The organism is Luteitalea sp. TBR-22 (assembly GCF_016865485.1).
In the GTDB taxonomy this organism is placed as follows: Bacteria; Acidobacteriota; Vicinamibacteria; order Vicinamibacterales; family Vicinamibacteraceae; genus Luteitalea.
Map to the genome: position 1 here is coordinate 550,135 of NZ_AP024452.1, position 21,824 is coordinate 571,958.

Consider the following 21,824-nt stretch of genomic DNA (forward strand, 5'->3'; position numbering starts at 1 on the left):
CCTCGCCCGCGCCAAGGCGGAGCCGGCGCGCCAGAATTTCAGATTCTCCAATTTCAAATGGCGACCGATAGAATCGTCGGGTGGCCCTCGTTCGACCGTTCCGCGCCCTCCGCCCCCGCCCTGACCTCGCCGCCGAGATCGCAGCCGTCCCCTACGACGTCGTCAGCACCGAGGAGGCGCGCGCCCTCGCGGCCGGAAAGCCGAACAGCTTCCTGCACGTCTCCCGGGCCGAAATCGACCTGCCGTCGACCGTCTCTCCCTACGCCGATGAGGTGTACACCCGCGCCTGGGAGACGTTCGAGGCGTTTCGCTCCAGTGCCCTGGTCCAGGACGCCAGGCCGACCCTGTACGTCTACCGCCTGCGCATGGGCGACCACGAGCAGACCGGCCTGGCCGGCGCCTTCTCGGTGGACGAGTACCGCCGCGACGTCATCCTGAAGCACGAGCGGACCCGCAAGGACAAGGAAGACGACCGCACCCGGCACATCACGGAGTTGCGTGCGCAGACCGGCCCGGTGCTGCTCACCTATCGCGGCACGGATGCCTCGACGGCTGCCATCGCCGCCGTGACCGCCGGCACGCCGCTCTACGACTTCACGGCAGACGACGGCATCGCGCACACGGTATGGGCGGCCACGCCGGAGCAGGCGCAGGCGCTCGTGGCGGCGTTCGCCGATGTGCCGCGCCTGTACATCGCCGACGGGCACCACCGGGCTGCCAGCGCCGCACGCGCGCAGGAGGCGCTCGGCGCCGAGCCGGACGAGGAGGGCAGCTTCTTCCTCGCGGTGGCGTTCCCCGACAGCCAGATGCGCATCCTGCCGTACCACCGCGTGGTGAAGGATCTCAACGGCCACACGGTGGAGGCGTTGCTGACGGTGCTGTCGCAGCAGTTCCCGATGTCGGCAGGTACGCCGTCGCCGTCCCGCAAGGGCGAGTGCGGCGTGTTCGTCCGTGGCAAGTGGTACACGCTCACGCTCGGCGACCAGTCCACCGACCCTGCCGATCCGATCCGGACGCTCGACGTGTCGCGCCTGCAGGACCGCCTCCTCGCGCCCATCCTCGGCATCGCCGATCCGCGCACCGACACGCGCATCGATTTCGTCGGCGGCATCCGTGGGACGGGTGAACTCGAGAAGCTCGTGAACGCCAGGAAGGCGGCGATCGCCTTCTCGATGTACCCGGTGACGCTCGACGAACTGATGGCCATCGCCGACGCGGGCGCCATCATGCCGCCCAAGTCGACGTGGTTCGAGCCGAAGCTCCGCGACGGGCTGCTGAGCCACGAGATCTAGCAATTGCAGAAGTACAGGAATTTCAGAATTTCATCGGCACTGCCAACCGTCGACCAGCTCCGGTGCTACTTGAAGTCCTGAATGAAGTTCTGAAATCCTGAAATTCTGAGATTTCCAATGGCCCCTGCCATGACCCTCACCGCCACGCATCGCGTATTCAACTTCTCCTCCGGGCCCGCCGTGCTCCCCGAGCCGGTGCTCCTCGAGGCGCAGCGCGACCTGTTCGAGTTCCCGGGCGCCGGCATGTCGGTGATGGAGATGAGTCACCGGTCGAGGCCCTTCGACCGGATTCTCGAGGAGGCCGAATCCACGTTGCGCGAGGTGGCAGCCATCCCCGACTCGCACGCCGTGCTGTTCCTGCAGGGCGGCGCGAGCCTGCAGTTCTCGATGCTGCCGATGAACCTGCTGCCCCCGGGCGGGAGCGCCGACTACGTGATCACGGGGGTGTGGGGGCAGAAAGCGATCGCCGAGGCCCGCAAGCTCGGTGCGGTGCGTGTGGCCGCCTCCACCGAGGCCGGCGGCTTCCGGCGCGTGCCGCGCCAGGACGAGCTCGACCTGGACCCGTCGGCGGCCTTCGTGCACCTCACCACGAACAACACGATCTACGGCAGCCAGTGGCCGGCGATGCCCGACGTCGGCGACGTGCCGCTCGTCGTGGACGCGTCGTCGGACATCTTCAGCCGCCCGATCGACGTCGCCCGCTACGGCGTCGTCTACGCGGGGGCGCAGAAGAATCTCGGCCCCTCCGGCGTCACGCTGGTCGTCATCAGGAAGGACCTCCTCGCGCGTTCCTCCTCGTCGCTGCCGACGATGCTGAACTACGCGGTGCACGCGGAGCACGGGTCCAGGTACAACACGCCGAACACGTTCGGCATCTACATCCTCGGCCTGGTGGCCAGGTGGATGCGTGCCGAGGGCGGCCTCGAGGCGCTGGGCGCGCGCAACGCGCGCAAGGCGGCCGCGGTGTACGCCGAGATCGACCGCACCGGCTTCTACCGCGGTCACGCCGATGCCGACTCGCGGTCGTTGATGAACATCACCTTCCGGTTGCGGGACGAGTCGCTCGAGGACGCTTTCGCGCAGGCCGCGACGCGCGAGGGACTCGACGGACTGAAGGGGCATCGCTCGGTCGGCGGTCTCCGCGCCTCGATGTACAACGCGTTCCCCGAGTCGGGCGTCGAGGCGCTCGTGCAGTTCATGCGCGAGTTCGAGCGTATTCACGGATAGCCTGTCTCGCACGGCACCCAGGTAGGGCGGGGGACCCACCCCGCCGTCAGCCAGCCAACGGCGCGGTCGCTCGCCCTGAGCGTAGTCGAAGGGGAGACCGCGCCCTACCCCGATGCTCTCTCTCCCGAAAGCCACGCACGTGCTCCCCCAGAGATTCCGCGCCACCCTCACGCTCCTCGTCCTGCTCGCTTGCGCGCTCCGCGCCGATGCCCAGCCGCCGGCCGCCGATCTGCGCGTGCGGGTGATGGACGCGCTCGGCGATCCCATCGCCGGCGCGAGTGCGGTGGTCGACGCCGACGACCGCGGACGCGGCAAGGCCGTCATCACCGGCGCCGACGGCGTCGCCATCGTCCCCGTGCCCGAGCTCGCGCTGCCGCTCGTGCTGCGCGTGTCGGCCCCCGGGTTCGGCGAGCACGTCGAGGCGCTGCAGCCGGGCTCGGCGGCCTTCGACGTCACGCTCGAGCCGGCCGCGCGGACCGAGCAGGTCACCGTGACCGCTGGCCGCCGGGCAGTGCGCGGCGCCGACCTGCCTGCCGACGCCACGGTGCTGTCGCGTCGCGACCTGGAGGTGGCGGCCGCCGGGACCATCGACGACGTGCTGCGGCTCACGCCGGGCTTTTCGCTGTTCCGCCGCTCGCCGTCGCGCACGGCCAACCCGACCACCCAGGGGGTGACGCTGCGCGGGCTGTCGGCCTCCGGCGCCAGCCGCACGCTGGTGCTCGCCGACGGCGTGCCGCTCAACGATCCCTTCGGCGGCTGGGTGAGCTGGGATCGCGTCCCGCAGGTGGCCATCGACCGCGTCGAGGTGGTCCGCGGTGGCGCGAGCGACCTCTACGGCGCCGACGCCGCCGGTGGCGTCATCCAGGTGCTGTCGGTGGAACCCTCATCGCCGGTGATGCGCGCGCTCGTCGAGGGCGGTACGCAGGAGTCCGGCCGCGTGTCGGCGCTCGCGGGCACGCGCCGAGGCCCATGGACCGGCATGCTGGCCGGCGAGTTCAACACCACCGAAGGCGCGATTCCGATCGCCCCCGAGATTCGCGGGCCGATCGACACACCGGCCGGCGTGGAGTCGTCGGTGCTGTCGGCGACGGTCGGTGGCGCGATCACGCGGCTCTGGCGCGCCTCGCTGCGCGGGCACGTCTACGACGAGGACCGCACCAACGGCACGCCGCTGCAGGACAACGACACCAACCAGCGCCAGGCCAGCTTCGACATCGCCGGCGCCGGCCCGTGGGGCGACCTGCGACTCCGCGCCTTCGCGCTGGGCCAGGGCTACGATCAGGCGTTCTCTGCCGTCAACGCGACGCGCACGGCCGAGACGCTCAGCTCGCGCCAGCGCGTCGCCTCGACGATGGGCGGCGGGTCGGCGGAGTTCGTGCGGGCGCTCGGACGCGTGGTGCTGCTGGCCGGTGGTGATTTCCGTCGCGTCGACGGCGACATGATCGAGAGGCGCCCGGTCGGCGCGCCGACGGTCGCCGATGGCCGCCAGGACATGCTCGGCGGCTTCGCGCAGGCGACGTGGGCGGCCTGGTCTCGGGTGGTGGTGGTCGGCGGCGTGCGCGCCGACAGCATCGACGTCGAGACGACCCCTGGCGGGCAGCGCGACATCGACGCGTTCTCCCCCAAGGGCTCGGTGGCCTGGACGCTCGGCAGCGCGTTCACGCTGCGCGGCAGCGCCTACAAGGCCTTCCGCGCGCCGACGCTCAACGAGCGCCTGCGCTCGTTCCGCGCCGGCAACACGCTGACGCAGAACAACCCCGCGCTCGATCGCGAGCGTGCCACCGGCGGCGACGTCTCGCTGGCCTGGGAGCCGCGTCGCGTGTCGCTGCGCGCCACGCTGTTCGCGGCGCGCCTCGAGGATGCGATCACCAACGTCACGGTGACCACGACGCCGACGCTCATCACCCGCGAACGCCGCAACGCCGGCACGATCGGCGCGCGCGGGCTCGAGGTCGAGGGACGCGTGCAGCTGCTGCCGTCGCTCTCGGTGGCCGGCACGCTGGCGTGGACCCGGTCACGTTTCGACGAGTCCGACGAACCCGGCCTCGAGGGCAACCGGGTGCCGCAGGTGCCGACCGCGCAGGGCGGGTTCGACGTCCGCTGGCAGCCGTTGGCCGCCTCGATGATCGTCACGCAGATGCGCTGGACCGGCACGCAGTACGACGATGACCGGAATCTGTTCGAGTTGGGCCGTTCCTTCGTGACCGACCTGATGGGCGAGCACCGCTTCGCCGAGGCGCTCCGGGCGTTCGTCGCGATCGAGAACCTCTTCGACGCCGACTACGACACGGGCCGCACGCCGCTGCGCACGGTGGGACCGCCGCGGCGGATCCGCGGCGGCGTGCGGGTGGCCTTCTGACAATTTGAAGTTTGAAATTCGAAATGTCGGCGCGCCGGCTACGCCCCGCCGAGAATTTCAAATTTCAAATTTCAAATTGCCACCTTACCGATTGAAGCCACCACGCCGGCGTCGCGGCCTGCGGCGACGCCGACGCTCGGCCTCTTCCTCGGCCGTTGGCGGTGGCGGCGGATCCTCGCGCAGCAGCGTCTCCCAGTGCTCCACGACCTTCGGGCGCTCGCCGTGGATGTCGAGCCACGTCAGCGCGTCGCGGAAGGCGCCGCGCTGCATCAGCGCGCGCTGCGCCTTCTGCGGCGCGTCGATGTCGAGCAGGCGCTTCTGCAGCGCCATCATGTGCCGCAGCTTCTCGATGTCCTTGCGGGCCACCTGCATCCGGCCCAGCATGTGGGGCGCCTCGCGCTCCCAGTCGTCGTCGGCGTAGCGGTAGCGGTGGCCCTCGTCGCGCAGCAACCCCAGGGGGAGCAGCAGCGTGCCGGCGAGGATCGGGTTGGTCAGCGTGTCCGGCGCGTCGTCGAAGCGCCGGCGATAGGCGTCGACGGCCTCGAAGGCCTCGGTCAGCGGGCCATCGTCGTTGAGCAGCTCCGGCGACATGTGCTCGAGCAGGCCGCTGTCGGCGAGGTGATCGAAGCAGGCGCGCGCGTGGCCGCTGCGCAGGATCTTGTAGTACTCCTCGAGCAGGCGCGCCGACGATGCCTCGGCGATCAGGGTCGCCTTGCGCTCGATGGCGTCCATCACCGCGCCGTCGACCGCGAAGTCGAGCCGCGCGGCAAGGACCAGCGCGCGCAGCATGCGCACCGGGTCCTCGACGAACCGCACGTCGGGGTCGCCGATGCAGCGGATGAGGCGTTGCTCGAGATCCTGCAAGCCGCCCGTGTAGTCGATGATCGAGAACGACCCGATGTCGTAGAACAGCGCGTTCACCGTGAAGTCGCGGCGGAACGCGTCCTCCTCCGGCGTGCCGTATTCGTTGTCGCGCTGGATCGGGCGGTCGATCTGCTCGGCGGTGACATCTACCGACGGATCGGCCACGACCGGCAGTTCGCTCTCGTCGGGATGGTCGGAACGGAAGTGCTGTTCCTGCGGCTCCTGCGCGAGACTCACCTGTCGCCTGAACGTCGCCACCTCGATCGTCTTCGGCCCGAAGCGGACGTGCGCGAGGCGGAACCGTCGCCCGATGATCCAGCAGTTACGGAAGAGTCGCTTGACCTCGTGCGGGTGAGCGCTCGTCCCGATGTCGAAGTCCTTCGGGCGACGATGGAGCAGCAGATCGCGTACGCTGCCCCCTACGAGGTAAGCCTCGAACCCGGAGGCGTGCAGGCGATAGAGGACGCGGAGAGCGTCGGGGTCGATGTCCTGGCGAGAGAGCCCATGCTCGCTCCGCGGGACGACGATTGGAGTGACCACGCCTCGGGAGTATAGCAAGCCGCCGGGGTGCGAGGTTTGGAAGTCGCTGACATGGAAGCACTTACTGATTTCGCGCGAGCTGCGATGCTCGTCGTCCTGCTGGGGGCCGTCGCGCCGGCCGCGGCGCAGCCGGCCGCCACCGACCCGCTCGCCCGAGCCCGGCAGCTGTACAACAGCGGCAAGTACGACGAGGCCGTGAGCGCGGCCCGCGAGGCGGCGGCGCGCCCCGGAGCCCGCCCGGAAGCCAGCCTGTTGCTCGGTCGGGCGCTGCTCGAGCGCCACCGGGCCAGTCGTGCCCCCGAGGACCTGGTGGATGGCCGCGCCGCCCTGCGCGGAGTGGCGGCGGCGGGACTCGACGACCGCGGCCGGGTCGATCTGGTAGTCGGCCTCGGCGAGGCGCTCTACCTCGACGGCCAGTACCGCTCCGCGGCCGCGATGCTGGAGCCGGTGCTCGAGCAGATGGGCCTGTTGGCGCCCGAGGGCCGCGAGCAGGTGCTCGACTGGTGGGCGACGGCGATGGATCGGCACGCGCAGACGCGCGGCCCCGACGAGCGCCCGGCCATCTATCACGACATCTCGGACCGGCTCTCGCGGCACCTCGCGCGCTACCCCGACTCGGCGGCGGCATCCTACTGGCTGCCGGCGTCGGCCCTGGCGCGCGGCGACCTCGAACTGGCATGGGACCTCGCCGTGGCCGGCTGGGTGCGCTCCACGCTGGCGCCCGGCGCCGGCGTCACCCTGCGCGCCGACCTCGATCGCCTCGTGACTACCGCCCTGATCCCCGAGCGCGTCAAGCGCATGGTCGACGAGCCCGACGCGGGATCGGCCAGCGCACGCTTCACCGCCGAGTGGGACGAGGCCAAGGGACGGTGGAAGTGACGTTTAACGTTTGACGTTTGACGTTTGACATCTGCGGGCGTAGCCGTCGGCCTTGGCCGACGGTCCGTAGCCGTCGACATTCATGTCGACGGTCAGGGGTCTGCCGCGTCCGCGCCCTCGGCGCTCACACCGGTTGCAATCCGCCCTCGGCGGTCGTCCTGAACCGCAACTGACGCTCGCCCACGCGCAGCTGGATGCGCCTTCCATCCCGGCTCCGGGCCAGCGACAGCGACGGCGCCTCCGCCTCGCCCGGCGCGATGGCGGTGACCACCAGGTGCTGCGGCGAGGCCGCCAGGCGCGCGCTCAACACCTGCACCGGCCGGATCCACCCCTCTGGGGTCGCCACCTCCAGCGGCGGCACGCCGCTCAGGGCGAGCGTGCGCACCGCGGCGCGCACCGGGCCATTGGTGACCACCGCGCTGCCGCTCGGGCCCAGTGCCCACGTGCCGCCCGTATGCCAGCGCAACTCGATCGGCTGGGGCTCCGCCGTCTCGATCTCATCGACGATGACGAACGACTGGCGCTCGTCGAGCGCGATGACATGGCGTCGCGCGATCGGCGTGGGTACGTCGTACGTGTCGTCGGCCACGCCGGTCAGCACCTGCACCCCGTCCCGATCGACGAGCGGCAGGAGGCGCCCCTTGCGGCGATGCACCTGCCCCTTGCCGCCGACCAGCACCGTGTTGTGCCCGCCGGTGCCGATCTCGTAATAGCCATGGCGCTTGTCGGCCCGGAAGTAGTCGGCCGGATATGGCCGGCTGCCCAGTTCCGCCAGCAGGAAGCGGTCGCCGACGGCAAGGCTCACGTGGTTGAGATCGAGGTGCGTGTGGTTGGCTGCGAGCGAGCCGTTCTTGAACGCCAGGAAGTGCGCGGGATCGGGCTGACTCGGGGCGAGCAGCGCCCAACCGATGCTCGGGAACACGGCGGCGGCCGGCACCCGCGGCAGGTAGTCGCGCTGCCGTTCGGGCAGCCACGGTTGATCGACCGGGCGCCACAGGAGCGCCAGCGCCTCGTCGGGCCAGCCCTCGGCCTGGCGGGGGACGGGCACGCGGTCCTGGTACCAGATGAACGCAGGGTCGCGGTACGTGGCTCCGAGGAGGTAGAAGATGGCGTCGGCGGCCCGGCCGTTCGAGTCGCCAAAGCTTGCCGACAGCGTCGTCCCCGGATTGAAGACGATGGGGAAGTAGCCGGTCTGGCGGACGCCGCTGCGCGCGAAGACCGCGGCGCCGGCCGGATGTCCTGCCCGACGCAACGCCTCGGCGGCCATCAGGCCGTAGCGGTGGCCGTAGCGCCAGTAGCCGGTCCCCTCGTCCCAGGCGCCGTCGGGACCGAGGTGATCCCAGTAGCGCTCCATCGCCGGCACGGCCCTGGCGAGCACGCGCGCCGCCTTGTCGGCGTGCGTCGGCTGCAGCGCGAGCGCCAGCATCGCCGCGCCGCCGTTGCACACGGTGTTCCAGTTGTGTTGCGCCGTGTGCCATGCCGGCGGCTTCTCCCGTTCGACGGCCTCCAGGAACGCGTCGAGCGCGCGCCGCACGACGCCGTCGACGGTCGGCCTGCGACGGTCGTCGGCGACGGCCGGCAGCAGCCAGTCGATGGCGAGCGCAAAGGTGAGCGACAGCTCACCGGTCATCAGGTCGAACGGCGGCTGATGGGCGGTGTCGACCCAGATGTGCCAGGAGCGGACAGCGTGTTCGAGTTGGGCGATCGCGCTCTCGAGGAAGCGTGCCTCGCCGGTCAGTTCCCACGCCATGCCGAGCGTGACCACCCGGCCCTGGAGGGCGCGAGCGCAGGCGAGTCCCTTGTCCTCGCCCGGCGGATCGGGCTCGCCACGCCCGGTGATGGATGGCACGAGCCGCGGCGCCGACACGTATTGCTCGGCCTTGGCAAGGGTGGTATCGCGAAAGCGGACCAGCTGCGGGTGCGAGGCGCGGGCGCGGACGCGATCGAGTTCCTCGCGGGTGAACAGCAGGCGGGGGCCACGTTCCGGCGCGCCTGGCTGCGCGTCCCACGTGGCGGCGACCACCGGCGCGGCCAGCGCACCGAGGCACGTGCGGCGATCGATCGATCCGGACCTCAGGCCTTGGCGTCGTTCCATGTCCGTCCCACGCCCACGTCGACGTCGAGCGGCACGTCGAGCGTGACGGCGTGCTCCATGTGGTGCTTCACGAGCGCCGCGGCCTCCTCGGCCCGGTCCTCGGGCGCCTCGAACACGAGCTCGTCGTGCACGGTCAGGATCATCCGGAGCCCCGGGACCGACGCCTGCGCCGTGTGCAGGTCGATCATGGCGCGCTTGAGGATGTCGGCGGCAGTGCCCTGGATGGGCAGGTTGACCGTGACGCGCTCGGCGGCGGCGCGGATCTGGCCGTTGCGGCTCGTCAGCTCGGGGACGCGCCGCCGCCGGCCGAAGAGCGTGCTCACCACGCCCGTGTCGCGCGCCCTGGCAATCGTCTCGTCGATGAACTGTCGCACCGACGGGTAGCCGGCGAAGTAGGCGTCGATGAAGGCCTGCGCGGCCTGCTGGGTGACGCCGATGTCCTTGGCGAGCGTGAACGCGGTCTTGCCGTAGAGCAGCGCGTAATTGATGATCTTGGCGCGCCGGCGCAGCTCGTGGGCGCTCAGGCCGCTGTCGGTCCCGAACACGCGCGCCGACGTCTGGTCGTGGATGTCGTCGCCACGCCGGAAGGCGTCGATCAGGCTCTGTTCCTGCGCCATGTGGGCGAGCACCCGCAACTCGATCTGCGAGTAGTCGGCCGAGATCAGCACGTGCCCGGGCTCGGCGACGAACGCGCCGCGGATCTCGCGACCGAGCTCGGTGCGGATCGGGATGTTCTGGAGGTTGGGGTCGCTGCTGCTCAGGCGACCGGTGGCCGCGACGGCCTGGTTGAAGGTCGTGTGCACGCGGCCCGTCTTCGGGTGCACCAGGTGGGGCAGCGCGTCGACGTACGTGCCCTTCAGCTTCATCATCGCGCGCCAGTCGAGAATCTCGCGGGCGATGTCGTGGGTCAGGGCGAGTTCGTCGAGGACCTCGGCCGCCGTCGACGCCGTGCGCTCCTTGCCCGTGCGCTTGAGCACCGGCAGCTGCATCTTCTCGAACAGCACCTCGCCCAGCTGCTTGGGCGAGTTGATGTTGAACGTCGTCCCGGCGAGCGCGAAGATGCGCGCCGACCGCGTCTCCAGTTCGGCGTCCATGCGCGTCGACAGGCCGGCGAGCACCTGCGTGTCGACCCGGATGCCCGCCTGCTCGATGGCGCACAGCGCCGGCAGCAAGGCGAGCTCGAAGTCCTCGTAGATGCCGGTGAGCTGCTCGGCGTCGAGCGCCTCGCGCAGGTCGCGGGTGAGTTGCACGCCGAGGTCGGCGCGCTCGCAGGCCCAGGTGGTCATCGCCTCCACGGCCACCTGCGACACCGGCAGCGCCTTCACGCCCTTGCCGCGCAGGGTCTCCGAGTCCATCGCCTTGTAGCCGAGCCGCTCGAGGGCGAGGGGTTCGAGCGCGTGGGCGGCGGTCGAGGCGTCGAGGACGTAGCTGGCCAGCATCACGTCGTCGCGCACGCCGTCCAGCGCGAGCCCATGGCGCTCGAGCACCAGGCGCATCGCCTTGATGTCGTGGCCGGTCTTGGCGATGGCGGGATCGGCGAGCAGCGGCCCGATGACGTCGCGCAGCGCCTGCGCCGACAGGTTCGGGCAGGCGTCGAGGGAGGTGTGGCCGAGCGGCACGTAGGCGGCGCGACCCTCACCCGTGCCGATCGCGATGCCCACCAGGTCGGCCTGCAGCGCGGGGCGTTGGTCGGTCACCAGGTACACGGCGCAGCGGCCCGCCGCCCGGATGTGGTCGGCCAGCTCGCGGAGGTCCTCGGCGTCGCCACAGGTGCTGAAGGCGCGCACCACGTCGGCTGCCGTCGGCGCGAAGGCGGTGACGAGCGACTTGAAGCCCAGGCGGCTGAACAGCTCGTAGCAGCGCGGCTGGTCCGGGCCCGAGTAGCGCAATCCGGCGATGTCGTCGGCCACCGGCACGTCGCAGTGCAGACGCACCATCTCGCGGCTCAGGCGGGCGTCCTCGGCATGGTTGGTCAGCGCTTCGCGGTAGCGCTTGCCTGGCAGCGTCGGCGCGGCCTCGAGCAGTGCATCGAGGGTGCCGTGCTGCGCGATCAGCTCCCGGGCCCCCTTCTCGCCGATGCCGGGCACGCCCTTCACGTTGTCGATGGCGTCGCCCATCAGCGCCAGCACGTCGACGACCTGGTCGGGCCGGACGCCGAACTTCTCGACGACCCCGGTCGCGTCGTACCACGTGCCCTCGTCGCGCGGGTTGTACACGCGCACGTGGCCGTCGACCATCTGGAAGAAGTCCTTGTCGCCGGTGACGATGGCGGCGTCGAACCCGTGGGCGACGGCGCGCGTGGCCAGGGTCGCGATGACGTCGTCGGCCTCGTAGTCGGCGTGCGTCAGGACGGGCACGCCCATGGCTTCGCAGGCCTGGTGGACCAGTGGCACCTGCTCGACCAGGTCAGGCGGCATGGGGGACCGGTTGGCCTTGTAGTCGGCCTGCATGGCCGAGCGGAAGGTGGGGCCCGCCAGGTCGAAGGCGGCCGCGATGTATGCCGGCTGGTGGTCCGCGATCAGCTTGCGCAGCATCGTCACGAACCCGTAGACCGCGTTGGTCGACTTGCCGTCCGGCCCCGTCAGTCCGCGGATGGCGTGATACGCGCGGTACATCTGGTTGTTGCCGTCGATGAGGAACAGGATCGGACGTTCGGGCACGAGGAGATTCTAGACGGGCAGCGCAAGGGACGAGGGACACGTACGCCAGACACGAGGGGCAGCGAGAGACGAGGAGCGGGGGACAAGGACGCAACCGACGAGACGGCGAGGAGGAGGGACCGTTTCCCCGGTCCCTTGCCGCCTGTCTCTCGTCCCTCGACGCCCTTGTCCCTTTCGTACTCGTCCCTGGTCCCTCGTACTCCGGGTTTACACTACTGCTCCATGTCGCTGTTGCCCCGTCAGGCGCTGGCGCTGACGGCCCTCGCCCTCCTGCTCCTCGCCTCCTGCGCTCGCCCGTTCGGCCGGCAATACGAGTACGAAGAAGAGATCTACATCGACCTCGACGGCTCGGCGCGCGTCGTCGTGAACACGTCGCTGGCGGCTCTGGCGGCGCTGCACGGGCTCGACGTGCCGCTGGATCCGGCCGTGCCCATCGACCGCGATGCGATTCGCGCCCTCTACGCCTCGCCGGTCACGGAGGTCACGCGGGTGAGCCGTCCATGGCGACGCGACGGCCGCCGCTTCGTGCAGGTGCGCCTCGACGTGAGCGACGTGCGGCGGTTGCCCGAGACCCGGCCATTCGCGTGGGCGCGGTACACGTTCGCGCGGCAGGGCGAGGCGGTGCAGTACGTGCAGGAACTCGGGGCCTCGGTGAACAAGGCGGTCGGCGACGTCGGCTGGGACGGCAGCGAACTGGTAGCGGTCCGGATGCACGTCCCGAGTCGGGTCACGTTCCACAACGCCCCGAGCCGGCTCGTGGAGCGCGGCAACATCCTGTCGTGGGAACAGCCGCTGAAGGCGCGGCTGGCCGGCGAACCGCTTCGGATCGAGGCGCGATTCGGGGTGCAGCGGATCCTGGTGATGACCGTGGCGCTGTTCCTGGCCGCCATGGCGGCCGCCGCGGTGACCCTGACGGGCCTGATCTGGTGGGTGGTCCGCAAGGGCCACCAACGCGCCGCCGCTTCGGCACGAGGGTAGGGCGGCGTGTTCCACGCCGCCGCACCCCGTTGAAACGGCCCGGTCGGAGACCGCGCCCTACCCCTTGGGCTTGCGCTGTTCCATCCGCTGACGGAACTGAGCCTGGCGGGCCTGCCGCTCGGCGTTGATCTTGGTGGCCTCGGCCTGCTGCTCCGGCGTGAGGATCGCCCACACCTCGTTGCGCACCTTGCTGCGCAGCACCGCTGCCTCGGCGATGACCGCGCCGAGCGCCTGACCCTGCTGCGCCGCCGCGCCCTCATCCACCGTGCCGGTCGTCGACGTCCGCAGGGCGTCCATCGCCGCCTGAGCCTTCTGCATCAACGCCCGGCCCTCGTCGCGGTGGCCCTGCATGATGGCCCGCACCTGCTCTTCCTGCGCATCGGTCAGGTTGAGCGCCGGCAGCGGCAGTTCCGGGTGCAGGCCCAACAGGCCACCCAGCGGGCCGCCCATCATCGGGCCACCGGGGCCGCGTCCATGCCGGCCCGGCCCCTCAGGCCCCCCCGGGCCACCAGGCGCCGGTTGAGCCGTCGCCGCGCCAGCCAGGCCGAGCGTCAGGGCCATCGCGCCGGCCATCAGCGTCTTCGTCATCGCACGCATCGCACACACCCTCCTGGGGGCGGCCATCGCCCCGAGTGCGCCGCCCGGCAGGCCGGACCGGCGCGTCGTTCTGATGCATGAGACGGGCTCTCGATGGCCCGCCGGTGTCGTGGTTGTGAAGAAACGAAGGCGCCTAGAACGGCACGCCGTCAGGGCGAGGGCGCGGGGGCGGCGGCATGCGCTCGAACCCCTTGCGCTGGCGCTCCATGCGGTCGGCGGCCATGGCCCTGGCTTCGGCCTGCTGCTCCGGCGTGAGGATCGCGAGGACCTCGTTCCTGAGCCGGGCGCGCAGCACGGCGGCCTCGCCGATCACTGCTCCGAGCGCCTGACCGCGTTCGATGGCGGCCGCCTCGTCGATCGCCGTCCCGGCGGTGGCCTTCTGCATGGCCTCCATGGCGCCTCGCGCCCGCTCCATCAAGGCGCGCCCCTCGTCGCGGCGGCCTTGAAGGATCGTCCGCACCTGTTCCCGTTGCGCGTCCGTGAGGTTGAGGCTGGCCAGGGGCACGTCGGGGTTCAGCGCCAGCAGTCCGCCGAGCGGACCCATCATCCGTCCGCCACCTTCCCCGGGACGCCCTGGGCCGAATCCACGACCTTCGTGGCCGCCTGGCCCGTCGGGGCCCCCGTGCGGTGGGGGCATGCCGGGGCCGGAACCGCGGCCGCCCTGCGGCGGCTGCGCGAACGCCGCGCCCGCGACCCCCAGCGTCAACGCCAGGATCGCCGTCGTGCACTTCACGCGCTTGGTCACGTTCTCTCGCCGCATGCGGTTTGCTCCGTCTCGCCGATCTCGGAAGCCACGCCCGAGTCCGTCCCCCGCAGTGTCGCCCGTCGCCATCCCCGGGAGGTGGCGCGCGTGTGAAACGACCGTGTCGCCTGCAGGTGCCGGAATCCCAAACAGTACCGGAGCCGGGGGAGGCCCGACTGTGAAAAATCCATGACAGGCCTGCGCACGCCTCCCGGAGGCGGGGTAGCCTTGGGGGCCATGGCGCATGTGCTGGTCGTCGACGACGAGGCCCACATCGGTGAACTGGTGTCGCTGCACCTCTCGTTCGAAGGGCACACGAGCGACAGGTTCCTCGACGGGCGCGCGGCGCTCGAGGCCGCGAAGACCCAGGCCTACGACCTGTTCATCGTCGACGTGATGCTGCCCGGCATCGACGGCGTGGCGCTGTGCCGCGCCCTGCGCCAGCACCCGTCGACCCGGAAGGCCCCCATCCTCCTGCTGACCGCCCGCCGCGACGAGACCGACAAGGTGCTCGGCCTCGACAGCGGCGCCGACGACTACCTGACCAAGCCGTTCGGCGTCCGTGAGCTCATGGCGCGGGTGCGTGCGCTGCTGCGCCGTGCCTCCACCGGCGCGCCGGCCAACGGCGACGAGCCCGCCACCGACGTGATTCGCCGCGACGGACTCGAGATCGACCCCTCGCGGCATCAGGTCACCGTCGACGGCCGGGTCGTCGAGACCACCGCGCACGAGTTCGCCGTCCTCAAGGTGCTCGCCGCCAACCCCGGCATCGTCTTCTCGCGGGAGGCCATCATCAGGCGCGCCTGGGGGCCGGGGACGCACGTCACCGAGCGCAGCGTCGACACGATCGTCAAGCGCCTGAGGCAGAAGATCGAAGCCGATCCCGCCGAGCCCACCCGCGTCCTCACCGTGTGGGGCGTCGGATACAAGTTCCGCGACGTCGCGACGCCATGAGCGACGGCGATCGGTGGGTGCGGTCGCTCTATTGGCGCATCGCGCTCGCCTGTCTCGGCCTGCTCGCGGCGGGCCTCGCGGTGCAGATGGCCTTCGTGGTCGCGCAGTTGTCGCGTCCGGAAGGCCTGCACGCGCGCATCACGGCCCAGCAACTGGCCGAGACCATCGCCCGCGACCTCTCGGAGGCCCTGGAGGTGGACCCCGCCGCCGACGTGCCGCAGGTGCTGGCCCGCTATCTCGACACACCGCTGCCGGCGTTCTTCGTGACGCCGGGCGGGCGCGTCCGTGGCCCGGACGGCGTCACCGTTCCCGACGACGAGGCTGCCCTGGTCGCCTCGGCCGCCACCACTCCCGACGATGGCCGCCAGCGACCGGTGGGGATCGCGCGTGTCGAGGTCCTCGGTGAACTCGAGGGGCGTGTGGTGGTCCTGCCGCGTCGTCCAGGGCTGGCGGTGCTGCGCGACCTCGGCCCGATGGCGCTGGCAGGCGCGGCCATGACGGCCATCGGCGTCGCCGCGCTGCTGGCGTGGCTCGCCTTCGCACCGGCGCATCGCCGCCTGCAGGCGCTCGAGTCGGCGGCCGTCCGCCTCGGCCAGGGTGACCTGTCGGCGCGCGCCCCGGAGGAAGGCGCCGACGAGATCAGCCGCGTCGCCCGCGCCTTCAACCAGACCGCCGACGCGCTCGCGACGCAGATCCAGCGCGTCACGTCGGAGCAGGAAATCCGTCGGCAACTGCTGGCCGACGTCTCGCACGAGCTGCACACGCCGCTGACGACCATCCGCGGGTACGTGGAGACGTTGCAGATGCGCGACCTGCCGATCAGCGAGGACGACCGCGCACGCTATCTCGCCGTGGTGGACGACGAGGCGATCAGGCTGGAGCGACTCATCGGCGACCTGCTCGACCTGGCCAAGATGGAGGCGGGGGGCCTGGGCCTTCGCCCCGAGCGCGCGCCCCTGTCGTTCCTGTGGTCGCGCCTGCGTGACCGGCACGGGCCCTCGGCAACTGCCGTCGGCGTCACGCTGGCCTTCGAGCCCACGACCCTGGAAGTGACCGCCGACATCGGGCGACTGGAGCAGGCGTTGTCCAACCTCGTGGCCAATGCGCTGCGGTTCACGCCCGAGGGTGGCCAGGTGCACGTCACGGCGTCACTGGTGCCCGAGGGGCTGTGCCTCGAGGTGCGCGACACGGGCGTGGGGTTGCCCCCCGAGAGTCAGGCGCGCGTGTTCGACAGGTTCTTCAAGCAGGACGGCTCGCGCAGCCGTGGGGGCACCGGCCTCGGGCTGTCGATCGTCCGCGCGATCGCCGAGGCCCACGGCGGCACTGCCACCGTGTCGAGCACACCGGGGGAGGGCAGCACGTTCAGGGTCGTGCTTCCTCAGTAAGAGCACGGGCGGCCTTCGGGCTTCGGCCGCCGGCCCTGGTAAGTTCCAGGTTCCAAGGCCCAAGGCCCAAGGCCCAAGGCCCAAGGCCCAGGGCCCAGGGCCCAAGGCCCAAGGCTCAAGAAAAAGCCCCACGGAGGAAGGAGTCCGTGGGGCAACAGGAGGTCTTGCGGCTGTCTGTCCGGCGCGTCGCGGGGGCGCCGGTCCCCGTGGAACGAATCAGTCGATCCGTTCGAGTTCGGCCTCCACCTCGGCGTCGGTCTTCAGGCGGTTCTCGACCGAGAACTCGCCGTAGCCGATGGCCAGCGACTGCGCGAGCATCCGCTCGACGTGGCTGTTCACCGTGCCCTCGAGCTTCACGCGCCCCTGCTCGACCACGATGTGGATCGGCGGGTTGGCCATCGACGCGTACTGCCAGAACGACGGGTTGCCGTAGATGGCGCGGGCGATCCGCAGCCGCAGCTCGTCGTCGAACCGCGACACCGGGAGCACCTGGATCTGGTTGTCGATCTTGCGGACACCCTCGACGCGCGACACGCGGCGCGTCAGGTCCTGCACCTTGTAGGGCATGGTCACCTTGCCGGTGAGCGTCACCACGCCGTCCTGCACCGAGGCGTTGACGCTGTCGAACACGGTGAAGTTGACGTACTGCTGCACCTGGCGAGCAACGCCCTGGAAGATCTGGAAGTCCTTGCGCTCGACCACGTCTTCGGCGCGCGCGCTGGCGGCGAGAGTGAGGGCGAGCAGGCCGGCGGTGAGAAGTCGAGTGACGGTCATCATCTGTGGTCAACGCTCGTGGCGGCAGGCGATTCGATGCCACTGCCCCGGAGCGTCCTCCGTGCCCTCCTCTTGATCAAACCCCGTGCCACTCCCGTGAGGCGACGCAGCCGCGCTGAAAGTCGAGAAATGCTCGTGATGTCCCCTGTCGCCTGTGATCGGCAGGCGACTGGCCGCGGTCGGGATGTCCCACGCGAGGGACAGGTGGGACAATGACCGCCCCATGACCCCTGACGCGCGCTGGTTCGGCTGGTGGCAGGACGCCCCCGTGGCGGCCCGGCGCGCCCTCTGGGCGGCGGCGCTGGGCTGGATGCTCGATGCCTTCGACGTGATGCTCTACGCGCTCGTGCTCACCGCGGTCATGGCCGATCTCGGGCTCACCAAGGCGACGGCCGGGCTCATCGGGTCGGTGACGCTCGTGGCGGGGGCCGTCGGGGGCGTGGTCTTCGGCCTGGTGGCCGATCGCCACGGCCGTACCCGCGCGCTGATGGCCAGCATCGTCATGTACTCGGTGTTCACGGCGCTGTGTGGCGTGGCGCAGACGGCGACGCAGTTGGCCGCCTTCCGCATCGGCCTCGGCCTCGGCATGGGCGGCGAGTGGGCGAGCGGGGCGGCGCTGGTGGCCGAGAGCTGGCCCGACGAGCACCGCGGCAAGGCGCTCGGGCTCATGCAGAGCGCGTGGGCCGTCGGCTACGCGCTTGCCGCCGTCGTGACCAGCCTCGTGCTCCCGTGGTGGGGGTGGCGCGCCGTCTTCCTGGTGGGCGTGCTGCCGGCGCTCTTCACCGTCTGGATTCGGCGGGCCGTCCCGGAACCGGCGCTCTGGCGGGAGACCGCCGGGCACGCGTCACGCGCCGGCCTGGGCGGCGTCGTGGCCGACGGCCGCCTCGGCATCACCCTGGCGCTGGCGGCCATGAACGCGTGCTGCCTGTTTGCGTGGTGGGGCTTCAACTCCTGGATTCCGGCCTACCTGTCGTTGCCGCCCGCGCAGGGCGGCATCGGCCTCTCGGCGGGCACCATGGCCTGGCTGGTCGTCTTCATGCAGGTCGGAATGTGGTTCGGCTACGTGACCTTCGGCGCGGTCGCCGATCGTGCCGGGCGCAAGCGTACGTACGTGACGTACTTGTTGATGGCCGCGCTGCTGCTCGGCCTCTACGCGCAGGTCCGCGTCCCGCTGGTGTTGTTGCTGCTGGGGCCGTTCGTCGCGTTCTTCGGCACCGGCTACTTCACGGGGTTCGGCATCGTCACGGCCGAGTCGTATCCGACCGCCGTGCGCGCCACCGCACAGGGGCTCACCTACAACACCGGCCGGCTGGCCAGCGCGGCCGCGCCGTTCGTCGTCGGGTCGCTTGCCGATACGCGCGGCTTCGCCACGGCGTTCACCCTGGTCGCCATGGCGTTCGTGCTCGCCGCGGTGCTCTGGGTGTTCATCCCCGAGACGCGTGGCCGGTCGGTCAGAGCATCAGCAGCGTGAAGAGCCCGGCGCTGATGAGGAGCACCTGCGCGACCGGGTTCACTTCCATGTGGCCCTGGTGCAGGCTCGGGATCAGGTCCGACATCGCCACGTAGAGGAAACTGCCCGACGCGAAGGCGATCACGTACGGCAGCACGGTGGGCAACTGGTTCAGCGCCAGGTACACGAACACCGCGCCGACCAGCCCGCCCAGTCCCGACAACAGGTTCAGCCCCAGCGCTTGCACGCGGCCGTACCCGGCCTTGAGCAGGATTGCGGCGTCGCCGAGTTCCTGCGGGATCTCGTGCGCCGCCGCCGCGAGCGCCGTCGTCACGCCCAGCCACGGCGAGGTGAGCGTCGCGGCGGCGATGATCGCGCCGTCGATGAACGTGTGGAACGCGTCGCCGATGATGACCAGGCTGGCGGCGGTGCTGTGCACTTCGCACTCGTGCGTGTCGTGGCAGTGACGCCAGAGCACCAGCTTCTCGAGGATGAAGAAGGTGAGGATGCCGAACAGGAGCGCGCCGAGCGCGCGCTCGGGCGGCAGTGTCTCGAGGGCGCCCGGCAGCAGGTGCAGCAGCGAGACGCCGAGCAGCGACCCGACGGCATACGAGACCAGCCAGGACACCAGCCGCTCACGTGCCTCGTCGCCGAACAGGTAGATCGCCGAGGCGACCAGCACGCCGGCGAAGCTGCCGGCGAGGCTGAGCGCCATGGCGAGAACGAAGGGGGAGACGGACACGCGCCCCGATCATAAGGGCACCGTGCCCGCCACCAGCGCCTTCAGGGCTCCCGGCCCATCGGGACACTGGTGGCGGCCTGCCCCCGCGCGCTTCCCGGCGGCGACGGGGGAAGGGCTGTGAAACGCCGATGCCGAAGCCGAACGAACTCCGCTTCGGCGAAGAACTGTCCGGCAGCGCGTACCAGGGCGCGCTGCCCATTACCCGCTACCCGCTGCCCGCTGCCCGCTGCCCGGCGCGCGCTGCCCGGTGCCCGGTACCCGGTACTACTGCGCCAGATACCCCCGCCGGGCACGGACCTGGTGGCGGCCGCCGGTCACGTCGACGCGGATGGCGTGCCAACGACCGTCGCGGGCCCGCGGGGGCACGTACCCGATCGAGTACTGGCGCGAGAGCTCGTCGGCGATGCTCGCGGTGGTCGGGTCGAGGTCGTTCGCGTAGCGGATCACCTCGGTGCGGCCGCCGCTGTCGTCGGTGATCGCCCGCAGCACGTTCACGTTCACCGCGTCGTCGTTGCCGGTGCGACCGCGGCTGCCGGTGCGCGGCTGCCGACCGCCCCCCCAGGTGCCGCCGGGGAACGGGAAGGGGAAGGGCAGCTGCACGCGCGCCGGTCCCTGCCAGGTGCCACCCGACGAGTAGCCGCTCGGCGTGCCGCCGCCATCGATGCCGATTGCGTAGACGAGCACTTCCGTTTCGCGGATCAGCCGCTGCAGCGCCACCGGATCCGTGCTGCTGTCGGTGTCGTTGCCGTCGGAAATCACGACCACCGCCTTCTTCTTGTGACGTCCGCCCTGCGCCATGGGCACGGCCTCGGCCACCGCGTCATAGAGGGCGGTGCCGCCGCGCGGGCGAATCTGCTGCAGGCCCGCCGACAACTGGCGGCGGTCGGTGGTCCAGTCGCTCACCAGGTCGGTGCGGTCCGAGAAGCTCAGGAGGAACAGCTCGTCCTCCGGCGCGAGCAGGTCGTACATGAACCGATCCAGCGCCGCCTGCGCGGCCCGGAACTTCTCGCCCGACATGCTGCCGCTCACGTCGAGCACGATGCCGAGGCTCACCGGGACGCGCTCGCTGCTGAAGTGCGAGATCTGCTGGCGCTCGCCGTCCTCGTACACCACGAAGTCCTCCTTGCGGAGGTTGGACACGAACCGCCCCGACGCGTCGGTGACCGTCGCGGTGACGTTGATCAGCTCCGTCGTGCTGCGGAACTTGAAGCCGTCCTGCGCTGCGAGCGGCACGACCGAAGCCGCCGCGACCAGGGGGAGAACGAGCGAGCGACGAAGGGTGGTGATCATGGGTGAACGCCTGACGCTTGACGCTTAACGCCTGATGTCGAATGACCCGACGCTTGACGGTTGTGACCGATACGAAGGCCGAAGGCCGCCTGCCGAAGGCCGCCGGTTCTACCGCTTGTCCACGTGCGGCACCAGCGCGCCGTCGGGGCCGCGGAACGTGACGCGGTAGCGGCGTCCGTCCTTGTGCACGGGGAGCTCGACCGCGAAGCTCGCTGCCTCGCCCGGCCGCAAGCGGGCGGCATCGACGGGCGTCCGTGCGCTGCCGAGGAAGCCGCCGGCCTGGTCGAGCAGCATCACGCTGGCAACCAGGCTGGTGCGCGCCGAGCCGGCCACGGGGTTCTTGACGCGGCCACGCACCAGCAGCGTGTTGCCGTTCCGCTCGTGACCCAGTGCCTCCAGTTCGAGCGGAATGCCGGTCGTGGCCAGTGCCTGGGTCGGGGCGGTCGTGGAGGTTGCCGCCGGCGTCGCCGGGCGACCGAACAGCAGATAGGCGGCGGCGATCAGGCTCACCAGCACCAGGCCACCGAGCGCGATGAACTTGCGCAGGTCGGTGCCGGTCGCCGTGTCCGGCCCCTCGCCGAAAAGTCCGCCGGTGCGCGCCGCAGGACCGTCGGACGGCGTTGGCGACGAGGTCGTCGCCCACTGGTGCGCCAGCGCATCGTGCAACGGCGCGTCGATCGTCGGCGCGTCGTCGTCGACGGCCTCGCTCCTGAACGCCCGCAGCTGCTGCGTGTCCGACTCGAGATAGACCACGTCGGGAGTGCGCGGTCCCACCACCTGCGGCGCGGCCGCCGCCGGCGCGGCGGCCCGGGCGGCAAAGCCCACGGGCGTCGCGCGTGGCAGGCCGGCGGCGTACGCAGAGTCACCGTCGAGCGCGGCGGTCAGCACCGCGACGCGCGCGTCGGACCGACGCTGTTCTTCACGCAGCAGGCGGTATGCGAACCAGCCGAGGCTGGCGGCCATCACGAGGGCGGCAATGGTGACGATGAACATGGG

Annotated in this window: 17 protein-coding genes; 8 read left to right on the forward strand and 9 right to left on the reverse strand. The window is 71.0% G+C overall.

Annotation, left to right across the window (positions count from 1 at the left end; all coding sequences use genetic code 11):
- Positions 1-80: 80 nt before the first annotated feature.
- The 3 genes from TBR22_RS02300 to TBR22_RS02310 all read left to right on the forward strand — a co-directional run bounded on the left by TBR22_RS02300 (position 81) and on the right by TBR22_RS02310 (position 4,878).
- On the forward strand, positions 81-1,292 hold the full coding sequence (locus tag TBR22_RS02300; RefSeq protein WP_239491339.1) for a DUF1015 domain-containing protein: 1,212 nt from the start codon (positions 81-83) through the stop codon (positions 1,290-1,292).
- A 129-nt stretch (positions 1,293-1,421) separates the two neighbouring features.
- Positions 1,422-2,519, forward strand: a complete 1,098-nt coding sequence (gene serC / locus TBR22_RS02305; RefSeq protein WP_239491340.1) for a 3-phosphoserine/phosphohydroxythreonine transaminase — start codon at positions 1,422-1,424, stop codon at positions 2,517-2,519.
- Between the two features lie 139 nt (positions 2,520-2,658).
- Complete coding sequence (locus TBR22_RS02310) at positions 2,659-4,878, forward strand: TonB-dependent receptor (protein ID WP_239491341.1); 2,220 nt, start codon at positions 2,659-2,661, stop codon at positions 4,876-4,878.
- An 84-nt stretch (positions 4,879-4,962) separates the two neighbouring features.
- On the opposite strand, the gene pcnB is transcribed toward TBR22_RS02310, so the two are convergent.
- Positions 4,963-6,282: a polynucleotide adenylyltransferase PcnB gene (pcnB, locus tag TBR22_RS02315; RefSeq protein WP_239491342.1), complete on the reverse strand. Its 1,320-nt coding sequence runs from the start codon at positions 6,280-6,282 to the stop codon at positions 4,963-4,965.
- A gap of 84 nt (positions 6,283-6,366) precedes the next feature.
- Between pcnB and TBR22_RS02320 the strand changes: the two genes are divergently transcribed.
- The gene (locus TBR22_RS02320) at positions 6,367-7,161 is read left to right on the forward strand and encodes a hypothetical protein (protein WP_239491343.1); all 795 of its coding nucleotides are present in this window, start codon (positions 6,367-6,369) and stop codon (positions 7,159-7,161) included.
- A gap of 124 nt (positions 7,162-7,285) precedes the next feature.
- Here TBR22_RS02320 and TBR22_RS02325 read toward each other — a convergent pair whose 3' ends face one another.
- Entirely contained in the window at positions 7,286-9,256 is a 1,971-nt protein-coding gene (locus TBR22_RS02325) for a heparinase II/III family protein (protein ID WP_239491344.1), read from the reverse strand.
- A complete protein-coding gene (gene polA / locus TBR22_RS02330; RefSeq protein ID WP_239491345.1) occupies positions 9,235-11,916 on the reverse strand; it encodes a DNA polymerase I in 2,682 nt (893 codons plus the stop codon). The genes TBR22_RS02325 and polA overlap by 22 nt, the downstream gene beginning before the upstream one ends.
- 222 nt (positions 11,917-12,138) lie before the next feature.
- Here polA and TBR22_RS02335 point away from each other — a divergent pair, with 222 nt between their 5' ends.
- Positions 12,139-12,894: a hypothetical protein gene (locus tag TBR22_RS02335; protein WP_239491346.1), complete on the forward strand. Its 756-nt coding sequence runs from the start codon at positions 12,139-12,141 to the stop codon at positions 12,892-12,894.
- A 57-nt stretch (positions 12,895-12,951) separates the two neighbouring features.
- Here TBR22_RS02335 and TBR22_RS02340 read toward each other — a convergent pair whose 3' ends face one another.
- Positions 12,952-13,491 (reverse strand): Spy/CpxP family protein refolding chaperone, encoded by a 540-nt coding sequence (locus tag TBR22_RS02340; RefSeq protein WP_239491347.1) that lies wholly within the window; start codon positions 13,489-13,491, stop codon positions 12,952-12,954.
- Between the two features lie 133 nt (positions 13,492-13,624).
- Positions 13,625-14,251 (reverse strand): Spy/CpxP family protein refolding chaperone, encoded by a 627-nt coding sequence (locus tag TBR22_RS02345; protein WP_239491348.1) that lies wholly within the window; start codon positions 14,249-14,251, stop codon positions 13,625-13,627.
- A gap of 219 nt (positions 14,252-14,470) precedes the next feature.
- Between TBR22_RS02345 and TBR22_RS02350 the strand changes: the two genes are divergently transcribed.
- Both TBR22_RS02350 and TBR22_RS02355 read left to right on the forward strand, forming a co-directional pair.
- Positions 14,471-15,187: a response regulator transcription factor gene (locus TBR22_RS02350; protein ID WP_239491349.1), complete on the forward strand. Its 717-nt coding sequence runs from the start codon at positions 14,471-14,473 to the stop codon at positions 15,185-15,187.
- Complete coding sequence (locus TBR22_RS02355; protein ID WP_239491350.1) at positions 15,184-16,572, forward strand: cell wall metabolism sensor histidine kinase WalK; 1,389 nt, start codon at positions 15,184-15,186, stop codon at positions 16,570-16,572. Before TBR22_RS02350 ends, TBR22_RS02355 begins: the two co-directional genes overlap by 4 nt.
- Before the next feature lie 216 nt (positions 16,573-16,788).
- On the opposite strand, the gene TBR22_RS02360 is transcribed toward TBR22_RS02355, so the two are convergent.
- On the reverse strand, positions 16,789-17,346 hold the full coding sequence (locus tag TBR22_RS02360; protein WP_239491351.1) for a BON domain-containing protein: 558 nt from the start codon (positions 17,344-17,346) through the stop codon (positions 16,789-16,791).
- Positions 17,347-17,569: 223 nt separating this feature from the next.
- On the opposite strand from TBR22_RS02360, the gene TBR22_RS02365 reads away from it, so the two are divergent.
- Positions 17,570-18,817 (forward strand): MFS transporter, encoded by a 1,248-nt coding sequence (locus tag TBR22_RS02365; RefSeq protein ID WP_239491352.1) that lies wholly within the window; start codon positions 17,570-17,572, stop codon positions 18,815-18,817.
- On the opposite strand, the gene TBR22_RS02370 is transcribed toward TBR22_RS02365, so the two are convergent.
- From TBR22_RS02370 to TBR22_RS02380, 3 genes are all read right to left on the reverse strand, one after another.
- On the reverse strand, positions 18,798-19,538 hold the full coding sequence (locus TBR22_RS02370) for a ZIP family metal transporter (protein ID WP_239491353.1): 741 nt from the start codon (positions 19,536-19,538) through the stop codon (positions 18,798-18,800). The genes TBR22_RS02365 and TBR22_RS02370 overlap by 20 nt on opposite strands.
- Positions 19,539-19,802: 264 nt before the next feature.
- Positions 19,803-20,828, reverse strand: a complete 1,026-nt coding sequence (locus TBR22_RS02375; RefSeq protein ID WP_239491354.1) for a VWA domain-containing protein — start codon at positions 20,826-20,828, stop codon at positions 19,803-19,805.
- 108 nt (positions 20,829-20,936) lie between these two features.
- The gene (locus TBR22_RS02380; RefSeq protein WP_239491355.1) at positions 20,937-21,821 is read right to left on the reverse strand and encodes a hypothetical protein; all 885 of its coding nucleotides are present in this window, start codon (positions 21,819-21,821) and stop codon (positions 20,937-20,939) included.
- Between the last annotated feature and the right edge of the window lie 3 nt (positions 21,822-21,824).

Bases quoted from the DNA above. Each gene is read 5' to 3' on its own strand.
- serC (WP_239491340.1), top strand. From the start codon at position 1,422: ATGACCCTCACCGCCACGCATCGCGTATTCAACTTCTCCTCCGGGCCC.
- TBR22_RS02320 (WP_239491343.1), top strand. From the start codon at position 6,367: ATGCTCGTCGTCCTGCTGGGGGCCGTCGCGCCGGCCGCGGCGCAGCCG.
- TBR22_RS02325 (WP_239491344.1), bottom strand. From the start codon at position 9,256: ATGGAACGACGCCAAGGCCTGAGGTCCGGATCGATCGATCGCCGCACG.
- TBR22_RS02335 (WP_239491346.1), top strand. From the start codon at position 12,139: ATGTCGCTGTTGCCCCGTCAGGCGCTGGCGCTGACGGCCCTCGCCCTC.
- TBR22_RS02340 (WP_239491347.1), bottom strand. From the start codon at position 13,491: ATGCGTGCGATGACGAAGACGCTGATGGCCGGCGCGATGGCCCTGACG.
- TBR22_RS02345 (WP_239491348.1), bottom strand. From the start codon at position 14,251: ATGCGGCGAGAGAACGTGACCAAGCGCGTGAAGTGCACGACGGCGATC.
- TBR22_RS02350 (WP_239491349.1), top strand. From the start codon at position 14,471: ATGGCGCATGTGCTGGTCGTCGACGACGAGGCCCACATCGGTGAACTG.
- TBR22_RS02355 (WP_239491350.1), top strand. From the start codon at position 15,184: ATGAGCGACGGCGATCGGTGGGTGCGGTCGCTCTATTGGCGCATCGCG.
- TBR22_RS02360 (WP_239491351.1), bottom strand. From the start codon at position 17,346: ATGACCGTCACTCGACTTCTCACCGCCGGCCTGCTCGCCCTCACTCTC.
- TBR22_RS02365 (WP_239491352.1), top strand. From the start codon at position 17,570: ATGACCCCTGACGCGCGCTGGTTCGGCTGGTGGCAGGACGCCCCCGTG.
- TBR22_RS02375 (WP_239491354.1), bottom strand. From the start codon at position 20,828: ATGATCACCACCCTTCGTCGCTCGCTCGTTCTCCCCCTGGTCGCGGCG.
- TBR22_RS02380 (WP_239491355.1), bottom strand. From the start codon at position 21,821: ATGTTCATCGTCACCATTGCCGCCCTCGTGATGGCCGCCAGCCTCGGC.